Origin of the sequence: Streptomyces sp. 7-21, from assembly GCF_016741785.1 — a bacterium.
Lineage (GTDB): Bacteria > Actinomycetota > Actinomycetes > Streptomycetales > Streptomycetaceae > Streptomyces.
Genome location: NZ_JAERRL010000016.1, coordinates 57,639 through 72,624 on the forward strand (window position 1 = coordinate 57,639; position 14,986 = coordinate 72,624).

Annotated in this window: 12 protein-coding genes and 1 pseudogene; 8 read left to right on the forward strand and 5 right to left on the reverse strand. The window is 73.0% G+C overall.

What is annotated here, in order from left to right; all coding sequences use genetic code 11:
- The first annotated feature begins 29 nt into the window (after positions 1–29).
- Entirely contained in the window at positions 30–1,058 is a 1,029-nt protein-coding gene (locus JK356_RS18790) for a hypothetical protein (RefSeq protein WP_201869830.1), read from the forward strand.
- Here the strand turns inward: JK356_RS18790 and JK356_RS18795 are convergent.
- Complete coding sequence (locus JK356_RS18795; protein WP_201869831.1) at positions 1,034–2,158, reverse strand: LLM class flavin-dependent oxidoreductase; 1,125 nt, start codon at positions 2,156–2,158, stop codon at positions 1,034–1,036. The genes JK356_RS18790 and JK356_RS18795 overlap by 25 nt on opposite strands.
- A gap of 119 nt (positions 2,159–2,277) precedes the next feature.
- Here JK356_RS18795 and JK356_RS18800 point away from each other — a divergent pair, with 119 nt between their 5' ends.
- Positions 2,278–3,177 (forward strand): inositol monophosphatase family protein, encoded by a 900-nt coding sequence (locus JK356_RS18800; RefSeq protein ID WP_201869832.1) that lies wholly within the window; start codon positions 2,278–2,280, stop codon positions 3,175–3,177.
- On the opposite strand, the gene JK356_RS18805 is transcribed toward JK356_RS18800, so the two are convergent.
- Complete coding sequence (locus tag JK356_RS18805; RefSeq protein ID WP_201869875.1) at positions 3,165–3,410, reverse strand: hypothetical protein; 246 nt, start codon at positions 3,408–3,410, stop codon at positions 3,165–3,167. The genes JK356_RS18800 and JK356_RS18805 overlap by 13 nt on opposite strands.
- A gap of 104 nt (positions 3,411–3,514) precedes the next feature.
- Here JK356_RS18805 and JK356_RS18810 point away from each other — a divergent pair, with 104 nt between their 5' ends.
- Positions 3,515–5,917, forward strand: a complete 2,403-nt coding sequence (locus tag JK356_RS18810; RefSeq protein WP_307815730.1) for a SpoIIE family protein phosphatase — start codon at positions 3,515–3,517, stop codon at positions 5,915–5,917.
- A gap of 126 nt (positions 5,918–6,043) precedes the next feature.
- On the opposite strand, the gene JK356_RS18815 is transcribed toward JK356_RS18810, so the two are convergent.
- The 3 genes from JK356_RS18815 to JK356_RS18825 all read right to left on the reverse strand — a co-directional run bounded on the left by JK356_RS18815 (position 6,044) and on the right by JK356_RS18825 (position 8,288).
- Positions 6,044–6,286, reverse strand: coding sequence for a DUF397 domain-containing protein (locus JK356_RS18815; protein ID WP_307815740.1), 243 nt, complete (start codon positions 6,284–6,286; stop codon positions 6,044–6,046).
- A 159-nt stretch (positions 6,287–6,445) separates the two neighbouring features.
- Positions 6,446–7,309 carry a helix-turn-helix transcriptional regulator gene (locus JK356_RS18820; RefSeq protein WP_201869834.1) on the reverse strand — a complete coding sequence of 288 codons (864 nt, stop codon included), beginning with the start codon at positions 7,307–7,309 and terminating at the stop codon, positions 6,446–6,448.
- A gap of 181 nt (positions 7,310–7,490) precedes the next feature.
- Positions 7,491–8,288 (reverse strand): GPP34 family phosphoprotein, encoded by a 798-nt coding sequence (locus JK356_RS18825; RefSeq protein WP_201869835.1) that lies wholly within the window; start codon positions 8,286–8,288, stop codon positions 7,491–7,493.
- A gap of 235 nt (positions 8,289–8,523) precedes the next feature.
- Between JK356_RS18825 and JK356_RS22435 the strand changes: the two genes are divergently transcribed.
- The 5 genes and pseudogenes from JK356_RS22435 (at position 8,524) to JK356_RS18850 (ending at position 14,920) form a co-directional block, all read left to right on the forward strand.
- Positions 8,524–10,848, forward strand: a complete 2,325-nt coding sequence (locus JK356_RS22435; protein ID WP_307815731.1) for a serine hydrolase — start codon at positions 8,524–8,526, stop codon at positions 10,846–10,848.
- A gap of 192 nt (positions 10,849–11,040) precedes the next feature.
- Positions 11,041–11,220 carry a hypothetical protein gene (locus tag JK356_RS18835; protein WP_201869836.1) on the forward strand — a complete coding sequence of 60 codons (180 nt, stop codon included), beginning with the start codon at positions 11,041–11,043 and terminating at the stop codon, positions 11,218–11,220.
- 262 nt (positions 11,221–11,482) lie between these two features.
- Positions 11,483–12,250, forward strand: a pseudogene (gene fabI / locus JK356_RS18840) (enoyl-ACP reductase FabI); the annotation flags it as partial.
- Between the two features lie 270 nt (positions 12,251–12,520).
- On the forward strand, positions 12,521–13,540 hold the full coding sequence (locus JK356_RS18845; RefSeq protein WP_236671565.1) for a zinc-binding dehydrogenase: 1,020 nt from the start codon (positions 12,521–12,523) through the stop codon (positions 13,538–13,540).
- Positions 13,541–13,573: 33 nt separating this feature from the next.
- Positions 13,574–14,920, forward strand: a complete 1,347-nt coding sequence (locus JK356_RS18850) for an NAD(P)/FAD-dependent oxidoreductase (RefSeq protein ID WP_201869837.1) — start codon at positions 13,574–13,576, stop codon at positions 14,918–14,920.
- Positions 14,921–14,986 lie beyond the last annotated feature (66 nt).

Genomic DNA, 14,986 nt, shown 5'->3' on the forward strand with positions numbered 1-14,986 from the left:
CCGGCCCGGGAACGGGAGGAGCGGACGCCATGACGGCCTATGGCACGGCCCACACGACGGCCTGTTTGACGGCTGGCTTGACGGCCGGCGCGCCAGCGGACCTGGCGGCGCTGCGCGGCGGCAGCTCCGCGGGCGCCGCGGCGTACGCGGCACGCGTGCGCGCCGTCTCGCGGCGGCTGGTGGCGCTGGACAACGAGCCGGGCGCGCCGCCCGTCGCCCCGCTGGCCGTGCGGGCATTCGCGGACGTGCGCCGCGTGCTGCGGCAGGGCGGTGCGACGCGTGCGACGCGTGACGTCCTGGCGGCGGCCGCCGAGCTGGCGGAGATCGCCGGGTGGGCGCTGTTCAGCGCGGGACGGTTCGCCGCCGCGCGGCGGGCCAACCGGGAGGCGCTGCGCCTGGCGCGGCTGGCCGGCGACCGCCCCATCGAGCTGCTGGTCTACCAGAACATGGGCCTGCTGGCCGGGTGGACCGGCCGGTCCGGCGAGGAGCTGGCCCTGGCGCGGACCGTGCTCGACGGCCGCCGGCTACCGCCCCGCGTCGAGGCGCTGTTCCGCGCCCGCGAGGCCCAAGGCCTCGCGGGCACCGGGCGGGCGTGGGAGGCGCGCCGCTCCTTCGCCCGCGCCCGGGGGCTGCTGGAGGAGAGCGCGCCGGCGTCCACGCCCGGCTGGGCGTGGTGGATCACCCCCGAGGAGATCGACCGGCAGGAGGGCGGCGTGCTGCACCGGGCGGGCGAGTGGCGCGAGGCTATCCCCGTGCTCCGCCGGGCGACGGCGGACACGGACGTGCGCGTCGGCTACCACAGCGTCGCGGCCGTCCGGCTGCTGGCGTCCCTCGTCGAGGTGCGGTCCTGGCGCGAGGCGGAGCGGGTGGCGGCGGCGCTGCCGCCCGCCGTGGCCCAGACGACGTCCCGGGTGACCCTCGGCCTGCTGGCGGACGTGGCCCGGCGCGGGCTGCGCCAGTGCCGCGCCCCCGGCGCGCTGCGCGAGGCCCTGCACGGTGTCCTGCGCGCCGCGGACGCCCGCGCGGCAGCGGGTTACGCGGCGTTGGGCAGCCCGTAGGCGTCGGCGATCAGCTCGTAACTGCGCAGGCGTGCCTCGGGGCTGTGCGCGTTGGCCGTGATCATCAGCTCGTCGGCGCCGGTCCGCTTGGCCAGCTCGTTCAGGCCCTCCCGCACCGCGTCCGGGGTGCCGTAGACGACGTTGGCGAGCCAGCCGTCCACGATCTGCCGCTCGACGGGGCTGTAGGGGTGCGTCTCGGCCTCCTCGGGCGTCGGCACCAGCCCCGGCCGGCCGGTGCGCAGCCGCACCATCGACAGCGCCCCGGTCAGCACCTGCCGGTGCGCCTGCCGCTCGTCCTCGGCGGCCAGCGCCGAGACGCCGATCAGCGCGTACGGCTCCGACAGCACCTCGGACGGCCGGAACACCCTGCGGTACAGGTCGAGGGCGGGCAGCGTGTTCTCGGCGGAGAAGTGATGGGCGAAGGCGAACGGCAGGCCGAGCCGTCCCGCCAGCTCGGCGCTGAACCCCGAGGAGCCCAGCAGCCACACCGGCGGCCTGGCCGGGGACTGGGTGCCGCCCGGCACCGTGCCCTGCACCGGCCCCGGCACGGCGTGGATCCGGGAGTAGGGGTGATCGGCCGGGAAGTCGTCGTCGAGGAACCGCACCAGCTCGGCGAGCTGCTGCGGGAACTCATCGGCGCCGTCGGCCCGCCCGCGCCGCAGCGCCGCCGCCGTGGCGGGGTCCGTGCCGGGGGCGCGGCCCAGGCCCAGGTCGATACGGCCGGGCGCCAGCGCCTGGAGCGTGCCGAACTGCTCGGCGATCACCAGCGGGGCGTGGTTGGGCAGCATCACGCCGCCGGAGCCCAGCCGGATCCGTTCGGTGAGCGCGGCGAGGTGGGAGAGGATCACGGCGGGAGAGGAACTGGCCACCCCCGGCATCGAGTGGTGCTCGGCCACCCACATCCGGTGGTAGCCGCGCCGCTCGGCGGTCCGGGCCAGCCGCGCGGTGGTGCGCAGCGCGTCCGTGGCCGTCAGGCCGCTGCCGACCACCGCCAGGTCCAGCACGGACAGCACCGCCGGCGCGGTCCCCTGCGGCTTCCCCCTCACTGGATCAGCCTCGCCGCCCCCGCCGCTGTGCCGTTCCGCAACGCTATTGGCCACTGCTGCTCGCCTCCCTGAAACGTTCGGGCCCAAGAATGGGCAACCAGCGCCCGGCCGGGGGCATTCCTTACGCAGGGAGATGTGCGGGGAGACCAGCGAGAACCACGAAGGAGGGGGACGTGCTAAACGTGCTGAACGTGGTGAGTGCAGCCCTGAACGACCTGTCCGCCGTTCCGCGCACCGAGCGCCTGATCGCGGTGGCCCGTGACGCCTGCCGTGAGGCCGCCGCCCTGCTGCGCCGCCGCGCGGCCGAGGGCACGCGGGCGCGCGCCAAGAGCGACTACGAGCGGGTCTCGGACGCCGACGTGGAGGCGGAGGCGCTGCTGCGCACCGCCCTGCGCGCGGCCGTCCCGGGCTCGGGCGTGGTCGGTGAGGAACTGCCCGAGGACCCGGTGCAGGCGGGCCCTGGCGCCCCCGGCCCGGCGGTGACCTGGTACGTGGACCCGCTGGACGGCACCCACAACTTCCTGCGCGGGCTGCCGTTCGCCTGCGTGTCGGTCGGCGTCGCCGTCGACGGCCGGCTGGTCGGCGGGTGCGTGCACGACATCTTCCGGGACGAGTCCTTCACCGGCGGCGACGGCGTGCCGCTGCGGGTGGAGGGCGCCGCGGGCCCGGTCGCCGGCGCCGCGCCGCCCGACCCGGCGCAGGCGCCGCTGGTGCTGACCGACGTCCCGATGCCGGGCCGCGACGGCCCGGCGGAGGCCCGGTTCTTCGCCGATCTGGTCAGCCGGGCCGAGCCGCGGCGGCTGTACTGCACCGCGCTGTCGCTGGCCTGGGTCGCGGCGGGCCGCGCCGACCTGGCGTGCAACCTTCCCATCAGACCGTGGGACGTGGCCGGCGGGGCCGCCCTGGTGCGGGCGGCCGGCGGGCGGTGCGTTCCGGTCGGCGGTCCGGAGGTCACCCATGCCCCGGGCTTCGTGGCGGTACGGGCGGAGGCGGGCGAGCAGGCCGAGCGCGCCGGGCACTGGCTCCAGGCCCGCCTGACCGCCCTGTACCTGCGACGCGACTACGGCAGGTAACGCTCGGCCGCGGCCGGTCCTTCCTCCTTGAGGAGTCTGCGCGCCTCGGCGATGCGTTCCGGGGTCGGCTCCAGGCCCTTGAGCCGGACCAGGTCCTCGGGATCCATGGGCCGCTCGCCACCGGTATGGAGCAGCCGGTCGGGGGTGGGCCGCGACGTGTCGCCGCGCCGCTTCTCGCCGGCCTCGTCGGGTGCCGGCTCGTGCTTGTCGGGCGTGCCGGGTGTCTCGGGCATGAGGTAACACCTCCGTGCGTCACGTGCCAGCCTATGCCCCGATACCACCTCTATGCACCTGGATCAGAGCAAAAAACCCGACCATCGCATTTACGCTGTTTGTCGTGACCCAACCGGAGGCGAATGCCGCCGCGTTCACCGCGACCGCCGTCGTTGACATGACCGGCACGGTGACCGGCTGGAGCGAGGGCGCCGAGCGGCTGCTCGGCTGGACGGCGGCCCAGGCCGTGGGGCGCCCGGCGGCCGAGCTGCTCGGCGGCCCGCCGCCCGCACTGCCGGACCCCGGCGCGCGCACGGAGCTGCGCGCCACCGTTGTACTCCGGCGCAGCGAGGGTCCGGCGCTGGAGACCGAGGTGACCGCGCATCCCTGGCTCGACGCCTCCGGCAGCCCGCGCGGCTACCTGCTCACCGCCCCCTCCGAGGAGCTGCGGCTGCGCGAGCGCGACCGCGCCATCGTCGAACGCGCGATGCGGAAGGCCCCGATGGTGCTCGGCGTCTACGACGCGCGGCTGCGCAGCTGGTGGGGCAACGAGGCGGCCGAGACCGCCGCGGGGCTGGACCTCGGCACGGTACGGGGCCGCCGCTACGAGGAGCTCTTCCCCGAGCAGGAGAACGACGACTACCTCGCCGCGCTCAACGAGGCGATCACGACCAAGAAGCCCGTCCACCGCCTGTCCTTCGGCCGCGCCCCGACCGAGACCTACGACCGCGCCTGGGCGATCAGCGTCTGGCCGCTCAAGGACGAGGACGGCCGCGTCGAGGCCGTCGCCAACTGGGTGTTCGACATGAGCGCCGAGCACTGGGCCCGGCAGCGGCTCGCCGTGCTCAGCGAGACCAGCGCCGCCATCGGGCGCACGCTGGACGTGCGGCGCACCGCCCGGGAGCTGGCGGAGGCGGCCGTGCCGCGGTTCGCGGACCGGGTGACCGTCAACCTGGTCCCCGGGATCACCCGCGGCGACGAGCCGTCGCCGCGGCTGTCCCGCACCGTGGTCCTCAGCCGCACCGTCGCGCTGCCGGAGCGGGACGGCGAGACGGACCGCGAGATCACCTACGACGCCGGCACCGCCGTGGCCCGCTGCCTCGCCAGCGGTACGCCGTCCGTGCGCCTGACCACCACCGCCACTCCAGAGCCGCGGTTCGGCTTCGGCCCGGCGAGCGCCTCCGACCCCGCCCGCTGGCCGCCCGGCCAGCCCGTGACCGACGACGGACTGCGCGAGGAAGGCGTCCGCAGCCGCATCATCGTGCCGCTGCGCGCACGGGGCGCCACCCTGGGCGTGGCCCTCTTCGAGCGGACCGAGCGGCCCGAGCCGTTCACCGCCGACGACCTGACCCTCGCCGAGGAGCTGTCCGCGAAGGCCGGCATCGCCCTGGACAACGCCCGGCGCTTCGCCCGCGAGCGCACCACCGCGCTCACGCTCCAGCGCAGCCTGCTGCCGGAGCGGATGCCGGGGCAGGCCGCCGCCGAGGTCGCCTCCCGCTACCTGCCGGCGGGCGGCGGCGTGGGGGTCGGCGGCGACTGGTTCGACGTCATCCCGCTCTCGGGCACCCGCGTGGCGCTCGTCGTCGGGGACGTCGTCGGTCACGGCCTGCACGCCTCCGCCAGCATGGGGCGGCTGCGCACGGCCGTGCGGACGCTGGCCGACGTCGACCTGCCGCCGGACGAGCTGCTGACGCACCTGGACGACCTGATCCTCCACCTCAGCGACGACCTGTCCGGCGAGCCCGCCGAGGCCGGCGCCACCTGTCTGTACGCCGTGTACGACCCGGTGGCGCGCAGCTGCACCCTCGCCAGCGCCGGGCACCCGCTGCCGCTGATCATCCCGCCGGACGGCCCCGCCGACGTGGTGCCCGGCTCACCCGGGCCGCCGCTGGGCATCGGCGGGCTGCCGTTTGAGGTCTCCGAGTTCGACGTGGCCGAGGACAGCCTGCTCGCGCTCTACACCGACGGCCTGACCCGGGCGCGTGAGCGCGCGTCGGGCGACGGGCTTGACGAGCTGCGGCGCGTGCTCTCCGGCCGCCCGCGGGGCGGCTCGCTCCAGGACGCCTGCGACGCCGTCTTCGACGCGCTGCGGCCGGACCATGGCGCCGACGATGCCGCCCTGCTGCTGGCCCGCACCCGCGCCCTGCGGCCGGACCACGTCGCCAGCTGGGACATCCCCTTCGATCCGGCGGAGGTGACGCGGGCCCGGCAGCTCGCCGAGGAGCAGCTCGCCGCGTGGGGGCTGCCGGAGGCGTCGTTCGTCACCGAGCTGGTCGTCAGTGAGCTGGTGACCAACGCGCTGCGGCACGGCCTGCCGCCGGTGCGGCTGCGGCTCATCCGCGACCGGAACCTGATCACCGAGGTCTCCGACGGCAGCAGCACCGCCCCGCACCTGCGCCGCGCCCGGCTCTTCGACGAAAGCGGACGCGGCCTGCTCCTCGTCGCCCAGCTCACGCGCGGCTGGGGCACCCGCCACACCACCACGGGCAAGACGATCTGGTGCGAACAGCCGCTTCCGGACACGTGAGCCGGAGCGGCCCGGCCAGATGCCGCCGGAGGCCGGATGCGGTGGCGTCGTGCCAGCGGACCGGGCCCGGGGCGCGCCGGGTCCGGTCCGCTGGGCGTGAGGGGCCGCGCGGCCGGACCGGCCGCGTCAGCGCCGGTGCCCGGCCCGGGCCAGCGCGCCGCCGTCCACGGCGCCGATGAAGGCGGACCAGGCCGCGTACGGGAAGCCCAGGCGCGGCCCGGCGGGCGACTTGGAGTCCCGGACGGCCAGCAGATCGCGCGACCGGGGCCTCACCTCCAGGCAGGCACCCTGACCGGCAGAATAGGACGACTTGACCCAGGCTGCCGTTTCGCCTCGCACAATTGCCATAGCTGCTCCGGAGTGTGACATCACGGGGTAGGTCCCGTCGGTACGCTGATACGCCCGCGACCGTACTAGTCCAGGCAGCCGGGCAATGCCCTGCTTTCACTCAACCGGATGTATTTCCAGGGCATGTGACAGCCTGACGGCCCATCACGTGTATGTTGCCCCGCCCTTGTGCGGCGCCGGCTAGGCCCGGTGCTCCACGGCGATCTGCTCGATGAAGTCCCGCGTCTGCGCGGGACTCAGCGCCTGCGCCCGCAGGTGCTCGTACATGACGCTGTAGTGCTGCACGTCGTGCGGCTTTTCCAGGTACAGGTCGCTCGTGCCGCCCTCCAGATAGATGACCGTCGAGTCGGTCGCCTCGGGAAACTCCATGATCGTGTACTGCCCGTTGACGCCGGGGTGAGCGCCGATGGAGAACGGCAGCACCTGGAGCGTCACGTGCGGCAGGCGCGAGACCGCGACGAGCCGGTCGAGCTGCTCGGCCATGATCTCGGGGCTGCCCACGAGCCGCCGCAGCGCGGCCTCGTCCACGACCGCCCACAGCCGCAGCGGGTTGTCCGGGTCCTGGATCCGCTGCTGGCGGCGCATCCGCACCTGGACCCGGCTGCTGACCTCCTCCTCGCTGACCTCAGGCAGGGCGCCGGAGATGACGGCCGCCGCGTACTCCGGCGTCTGGAGCAGCCCCGGCACGACCTGCGGCTCGTACACCCGCAGCGAGGAGGCGTCCGTCTCCAGCCCTATGTAGACGCTGTAGGAGGGCGACAGTTCGGCGAACGCGTGCCACCAGCCCTGCTGGCGCGACTCCCGTGCCATCTGCATCAGCGACTCGACCAGCTTCTTGTCCTGGACCTCGTACACGCCGCACAGGTCCCGCACGTCACGCGGGCTGATGCTGCGGCGGCCGTTCTCCAGCCTGCTGATCTTCGACTGGGAGACGAGCAGCCGGTCGGCGACCTCCTCCGCGGTCATGCCGCGGTCCTCTCTCAGGCGCCGCAGCTCCTGACCCAGCCTGCGGCGCCGGACAGTGGGATTGACGTTTCCCGCCACGAACTGTGCACCTCCGTCGAGTTGGCGATAACTCGCTGCTGCCAGCAGCCTGCCATCTGGGGCACCCCGTCCGTGCGGAATCCGTAAGGACAGGCAGGGCGGCGGCCGTTCGACGGCCACCGCCCCAACCCGCCGCATTGCGGCTCCCGTTGTGGTCAGCCTTTTCTTCAGGTGCGGCTGCCTAGCGCGACAGCGAGGGACGCGCGGCGGCGCGGGTCACTCCTCTCCGCCTGGCTTGCTCGGAGACCGCCCGCGACGGCTGCCCGACCGCAGCCATCGCCGCCGCTGGCGCTGAGGCCCTGGCCCGTCCCGTCTTGCGGCCGCCCGACGGCGAGCGGCGCGCCGCGGCCTGCCCGGCCACCCCGTTCTGGACGTCCATCACGGCGTGTGCCACGAGGCCGCCCATGGGGTCGTGCCGGATCAGGTCCCGGAGCCGGGAGCGGGACGACCGCCCCTCGTTCCCGGGATACAGGTGCTTGCCGAGACCGACCGCGTGGGCCAGCGCCGCGAGCGCCGCGGTCCGCGCGTCCGGCGGCGTGCCGGTGCGGATCGCGGTGTCGAGCCGGGCCTTGATCTGCCTGCTGACGGCGGTGTCCGTCGCCTGGTACCGCGTCGTCGGCAGCACCCCGCACATCTGGTTCTCGACCGCGGCGACCATGCCGCAGCGCTCCAGGTGTGTGAGGTAGGTCTGGCGGAGCCCGAGCCTGGGCCCGCCGATCCAGTGGACCGCGCGCACGGGCGCGCCGCGCCTGCGCAGCAGCTCCAGCGCCGTGTCCAGCGTGGGATCACCGGTCGGCCGTGCCAGTATCACGGCTATTCGGTCCCCGTCTGGGGCTATGCGTCCCGCGAGAGCCAGCTCCACGAGCTGCGCCCCGGCGAGACCAAGGTCGAGCGACTGCGGCTGCGCGGTGGTACCCGTGGCCGGGTCCAGCGCGAGCAGCAACAGCTCCTCCGGAATGGTTCTACGACTCCTGCCCATCCATGCCTCCCCGCGTGGATGAAAGACAGGGTGACGCCTCTCACATTGTTCTGTCGAGAGTGCGTGGTTGTTTTGTGCGGGAACCCGTAGATATGTCGTTGTCGTCCCACAGAGGGAGCGAGCGGATCCCGCCAGGGCGGGTGCCGCAAACCCAGGTGCACAGGGCCAGGCAGACTGGTATGGCGACCGGCCAGCTCATTGGCGGGTCATTTTCCGAGGTGTGAGGGAGGTACGGGTGGCGGGCGAGTCCCCGGACACGACGGAACGGGAACGGGTGCGGCAGCGGGCGTCATCGGCCGCTGAGGCGGAGGGGCAGTCGTCCGGGAAGACGTCCGAGGGGGGGCGAACGGTTCCCCGGCAGGACGGTGTTTCCGGGGATTCCGGCGACGGCGGCGACGGCATCGGCCAGGCGACGGCGGTGCTGCGGCTGCCGGACCAGCCGGACCAGCCAGAGCAGCGTCAGGCCCCTGAGGATCCCGGGGCCTCGCAGGCGCCTGAAGCACCCGAAGAGAACACCTCTCCCGCTCCGGCGGCGACGGCCCCTCGGGGCGAGGACAGCAAGGGCAGCGAGGGCAGCAAGAACCGCGAGAACCGCGAGGAGCGCGAGCGGGCCGGGGAGTCCGGGAAGCCCGCCGCCGTGCCGGCCCAGAAGACCGGAAAGGCCCCGGCGGAGCCCGCCGGCGACGCCGCCGCGGGCGGGTCTGGCGGCGCTGCTGAAGGCGGTTCCGGCGACGCGTCCCCCGGCGCGGGCGACCGCACGGACAGGAACGGTTCTGCTTCCGGCAGTGACGGCGAGGACGTGTCCGAAAACCGCCCCTCCGGCGGCGCCGGCGCTGACGGCGGGGAGCGCGGGAGGACCGGCGCGTCCGGCGGCCCTGGCACCAGCCCCGGCAGCAGCTCTCACACCAGCAGCCCCAAGAGCGACGAGGACAGCGGCATGGCAGGCGGGAAGAGCGCCGGATCCACGGACCCCAGACCCGGCGCGCCCGGCGAGAAGACCGGCGAGAAGTCCCGCGCCGTGGCGGAGGCGAAGAGCGACAAGCCCACCAAGGACCTCAGGCCGGCGGAGGCCACCCGCGCCCTGAGCGGGGCCGCCGTTGACCAGGCGACGACCACCCTGCGCGCCCCCGCCCAGGACAGCGCCCCGCCGGCCCCGCCCCGCCCGTCCTCACCGCCGGCGGACAGCCCCTCCGGCGACTCCGCGACGGCGATGCTGCGCACGCCGCCCAAGCCGGCGGTGCCGCCGCCCCCGTCTCCCGAGGAGGAGGCCGACCCGCTCCAGCTGCTGGCGCGGCTGACCAACAAGCCGGCGCCGCCGGAGACGCCGCTGCGCACCGCCGTGCGCCGGATCAAGATCTGGTCCCCGCTGGTGGTCCTGCTGCTGGTGGTGCTCGCGGTCGTCCAGCTGTTCCGCCCGCTGCCGGACCCGTCGCTGGAGCTGACCGCGGCGGAGACGCACACCTTCGCGGGCGAGGCGCCCCAGGTGCCGTGGCCCGACGCCGGCCAGGCCGTGCTCGACGTCGACGGCGTGGGCACGTTCGGCTCCTCCGGCGAGATGGAGCCGGTGCCGATCGCGTCCGTCGCGAAGGTGATGACGGCCTACGTCATCCTCAACGAGCACCCCATGGAGCCCGGCGCCGAGGGCGAGATGATCCCGATCGACCAGCAGGCCGAGGAGGAGGGCCAGGTCGACGACGGCCAGTCCATCGTCGAGGTGCACGCCGGTGACGAGCTGAGCCAGCGTGAGCTGCTCCAGGCGATCATGATCGCCTCCGCCAACAACGTGGCCCGCCTGCTGGCCCGCTGGGACGCCGGCTCGGAGGAGGCGTTCGTCGAGAAGATGAACCAGACCGCCGAGGAACTCGGCATGGAGAACACCACGTACACCGACCCCAGCGGTCTGGAGGAGTCCACCGTCTCCACCGCCGCCGACCAGGTGATCCTGGGCCGGGCCGTGATGGAGATCCCGGTCTTCCGGGAGCTGGTCGGCGTCTCGTCCTACACCGACAGCTACGGCACCGTGCACACCAACTACAACTACCTGGTGCCCGTCGACGGCGTGATCGGCATCAAGCCCGGCACCACGTCGGCGGCCGGCGGGAACCTGCTGTTCGCCGCCGAGCAGGAGGTCGCCGGGACGACGCAGCTCATCGTCGGCGCGGTGCTGGCGCAGCCCCCGCACCCGTCCGACAACTCCATCCTCACCGGCGCCCTGACGGCGGGTGACCAGCTGATTGACTTCGCCCAGGACGCCCTGCTGTCCGAGAACATCTTCGAAGCGGGCGACGTCGTCGGCGAGGTGGACAACGGCCTCGGCGGCAGCACGCCGGTCGTGGTCACCGAGGACGTGCCGGCCGTCGGCTGGAGCAGCCTTCAGGTGCGCCTGGAGCTGACGGAGGCCGAGGACGGCGTGCCTGGCTCGGCCGAGGCGGGCACGGTCGTCGGCCATCTCGTCGTCGGGGAGCCCGGCAGCGGCACCGGCGGCACCACGGTCCCCGTGGCGCTCGGGGAGGACATGAGCGAGCCGGGGATCGGGGACAAGCTGCTCCGGCTCGGCTGACGCTGTCACGCGCCGCGGTGGATTCCGCCTGGTGCGGGGTCTGCCGCGGCGCGCCGGCGCGCGCTACAGTCGGGTCTCTCTACGGGACTCGGATGCGACTCCAGCGTGAGGGGGCAGCCGGCGTGGAGTGTCCATCGTGCGGCTCGGGAGCGGGCCGCAGGCTCAACAACGGTAATTGGGTGTGCAACGACTGTGGCTCGGTCACCGCAGGATGAGGCCGCCTGGCTGGATCTCGATCCGGCTACGCGGGAACGCTTCGACTTTCTGGACCCGGAGGACTTCACCGTGGGCCCGACGCCCGAAGCAGCTGAACGGTGGGCGCGTTTCACCGCGATCCTCGACAAGGCCGAGAACTACCGGCCGCCGCAGTAAACCGATCACCTCGGCGGCGTTGATCTGACGTTCCTTCAACCCTGTGGGTGGTCAGCTGACCGAGAGTCATGACCGCGAGGGCGCCGACGATCGCGGCGGCGGTTTCCCTTTTTCGGGCCGCAGCCGGCTCCGGTGCGGGTGGGGCAGTCGGCTGAGCGCTGCCGGCGGGGCCGGTTCTCCCGCCGGGCCCCGGTTTTCCTGCCCGCGGACTCGGTCGTGAGGGGGAACCGCCCGCGGCGGACGGCTGTTAGCGTCGAAAGCTGTGCTGCTTCAGAACAAGCGGTTTCTCATCACCGGGGTATTCAATCAGTCGTCCATCGCCTTCGCGGTCGCGCGCCTCGCGCAGGAACAGGGCGCCGACATCGTGCTCAGCGGCTTCGGGCGCGGGCTGCGGATCACCAGACGGGTGGCACGCCGCCTGCCCGACCCGCCGGAGGTGCTGGAGCTCGACGTCACCCGCGAGGAGCACATCGCCGCCGTAGCCACGGCGCTCGGCGAGCGCTGGGGGCGCGTGGACGGGGTGCTGCACGCCGTGGCGTTCGCGCCGCGCACGGTCATGGGCGGCGGTTTCCTCAGCGCCGAGTGGGGTGATGTCGCCACGGCACTGCGGGTCTCGGCCTACTCGTTCGTGGCGCTGGGCCGGGGCCTGCGGCGTCTGCTGGCCGCCGCGGGCGGCGGGTCCGTGGTGGGGCTGGACTTCGACGCGACGGTCGCCTGGCCCGCCTACGACTGGATGGGCGTCGCCAAGGCGGGCCTGGAGTCCTGCTGCCGGTACCTGGCGCGGGACCTGGGCCCGCAGGGCACGCGCGTGAACCTGGTGGCGGCGGGCCCGCTGCACACGGCGGCGGCGCGCGGCATCCCGGGCGCGGAGGTCGTCAGCGGCCCGTGGCCCGGCCGGGCGCCGCTGGGCTGGGACCCGTCGGACACCGAGCCGGTGGCGCGGGTGGTCTGCGCCCTGCTGTCGGACTGGATGCCGGCCGTCACCGGTGAGATCGTCCACGCGGACGGCGGGCATCACGCGGTGGGGGCGGGCGGCGGCGCGCTCCCCCGCAGGGATGACTTTTCCTCCTTTGGTGGTGACGGAGGAGTTCATCAGGGCGACTGAAGACGCCCTGCGTGTCCAGTCCCTAGCATTTTCTGCGTGATCACCACGGATGCTTGGGTGTTGCACGCCGGTCCCCCGGACATGGATCCAGAAAATCCCGAGCCCGGGGAACTCAGCCGGGAAGAGTTCACTTTCCCCGATATCGCGGGTAACGAGGCCCTCGTGGAGCCGCTTTACGGTTCCTGGGAGGCCAATATGAGCCACGCCCTTGACCGCAGTCCGGTGGACGTATGCCGTCAGCGCGGCGAGGACCGCATCGTTATCGGCAATTTCGCCGCGGTCCGCGTGATCCGCACCGGCAGGGACGTGACCCGGGTGAAAGAGGGCGACCTGTGCCTGCTCCAGGCGTTCGCCCGCACCGACGCCCTGGGATACGTGCGCCTGGTGCACGCCTACGACGCGCCGGGCACCATCGGCGTGCTGGCCAAGCGCACGAAGATCGGTGAGCACCTGCTGCTGCCGATGCGCGGCGACAGCCGGTTCTCCGTCCGCCAGTGGGCGGCCGGGTACGGGCGGTACTGGACCGCCTGGGACAACTGGAAGGTGGCGTACGCCTGCTGGCGCTCCCAGGTCCGGTACCCGCCGCAGGACCTGCCGGTGCAGCCGCTCGTCTTCGGCTGGGGCGGCGGCGTGACGCTGGCCGAGCTGGAACTGGCCAAGCGCGACGGGTTCGCCGTGGCCATGGCCTCCGGCAACCCGCGGCGGCTGGCCGAGTTCGAGGCCAAAGGCATTATCCCCGTGGACCGCGGCCTCTTCCCCGACCTGGACCACGACGAGGAACGCCTGGCCGCCGACGCCGGTTTCCGGCGCCGGTACCGCGCTTCCGAGCGCGCCTTCCTGCGGATCATCGCTGAGCTGAGCAAGGGGCAGGGCGCGGCGGTGATCATCGACAACATCGGCCGGCCGGTGTACCGCGCCTCGCTGCGGGCGCTGGGGCGGCAGGGCGTGCTGACGACGGTGGGCTGGAAGCACGGCATGCGGCTGGAGACCGCGCGGGCGACCGAGTGCATCAAGCGCCACATCCACGTGCACACCCACGCGTGCTGCTTTCACGACATGGAAGAGATCCGGGATTTCCAGGAGCGGACCGGCTGGATTCCTGATCTCGGCGACCAGCGCGTCTACCGGTTCGACGACATTCCGCAGCTCGCCCGCGACTACGCCGCCGGACGGCTCGACACGTATTTCCCGCTGTTTCAGGTCAACGACAACTGACGCGTTCCTGCGCTACGAGATTGGGGAACAGCTGTGCCTGACGTCGACTTCGACATCGGTATTATCGGCGGCGGCCCGGCCGGGTCCACGGCCGCCTCGTATCTGTCCAAGGCCGGGCTGAGCGTCGCCGTTTTCGAGGGCGATATCTTCCCGCGCGAACACGTCGGCGAGTCGCTGATCCCCGCGACCACACCGGTGCTCGATGACATCGGTTTCCTGCCGCAGATGGAGGCGGCGAAGTTCCCCCGCAAGTACGGCGCGGCCTGGACGTCGGCGGCCCAGAAGAACATTCCCACCCTGGGTTTCCAGGGCAGCTCGCACGGTTTCGGCCTGGCGGAGATCGAGTTCCACGAGCGGGAGCAGCTGGGCGTCAACCAGGACTACACGTACCACGTGGACCGCGGGAAGTTCGACCTGATGCTCCTGCAGCACGCCCACTCGCTGGGGGCCAAGGTGTTCCAGGGCACGCGGGTGCGGCGGGTGGACTTCTCCGAGAAGGAACCGCGCGTGATCTTCCCGGTGGGCCGCTCCGAGGCCGCCGTGCGGGTGCGGATGGTGGTCGACGCCAGCGGCCGGGGCACGTTCCTGGGCCGGCAGCTGAAGCTGAAGGTCAACGACCCGGTGTTCAACCAGTACGCGATCCACACCTGGTTCGACAACCTCGACCGCACCGCCCTGGCGGTCAACAAGGAGCAGGCCGACTACATCTTCATCCACTTCCTGCCGGTGACCGACACCTGGGTGTGGCAGATCCCGATCACCGACACGATCACGAGCGTCGGCGTCGTCACGCAGAAGAAGCACTTCTCCGCCTCGAAGAACGACCTGCCCGGTTTCTTCTGGGAGTGTGTCGGCAGCCGGCCCGAGCTGAAGAAGGCGCTGGAGCAGGCCGAGCAGCTGCGGCCGTTCAAGCCCGAAGGCGACTACAGCTACGCGATGAAGCAGATCTGCGGCGACGGCTGGGCGCTCATCGGCGACGCGGCGCGGTTCGTCGACCCGATCTTCTCCAGCGGCGTGAGCGTGGCGCTGAACGGGGCGCGGCTGCTGTCGCGGGACATCATCGCCGCCGCCGAGACCGGCGACTTCAGCAAGCCGTCGTTCACCACCTACGAGACCAAGCTGCGCCGCGCCGTCGCCAACTGGTACGAGTTCATCTCCATCTACTACCGGCTGAACATCCTGTTCACGGCGTTCGTCCAGGACCCCAGGTACCGGCTGGACGTGCTGAAGATGCTCCAGGGCGACGTCTACGACGACACCGAGCCCAAGGCGCTCCACGCGATGCGGGAGATCACCCGCCAGGTCGAGGAGAACCCCGACCACCTGTGGCACAAGCACCTGGGCTCGCTGCGCGCCCCGAGCGCCGCACCGATGTTCTGACCAGCGCTGTTTCGCGAACGACCAGACGTGAGCCTGCGGACGGAGGGGGCCGGGCAGATGGGTGAG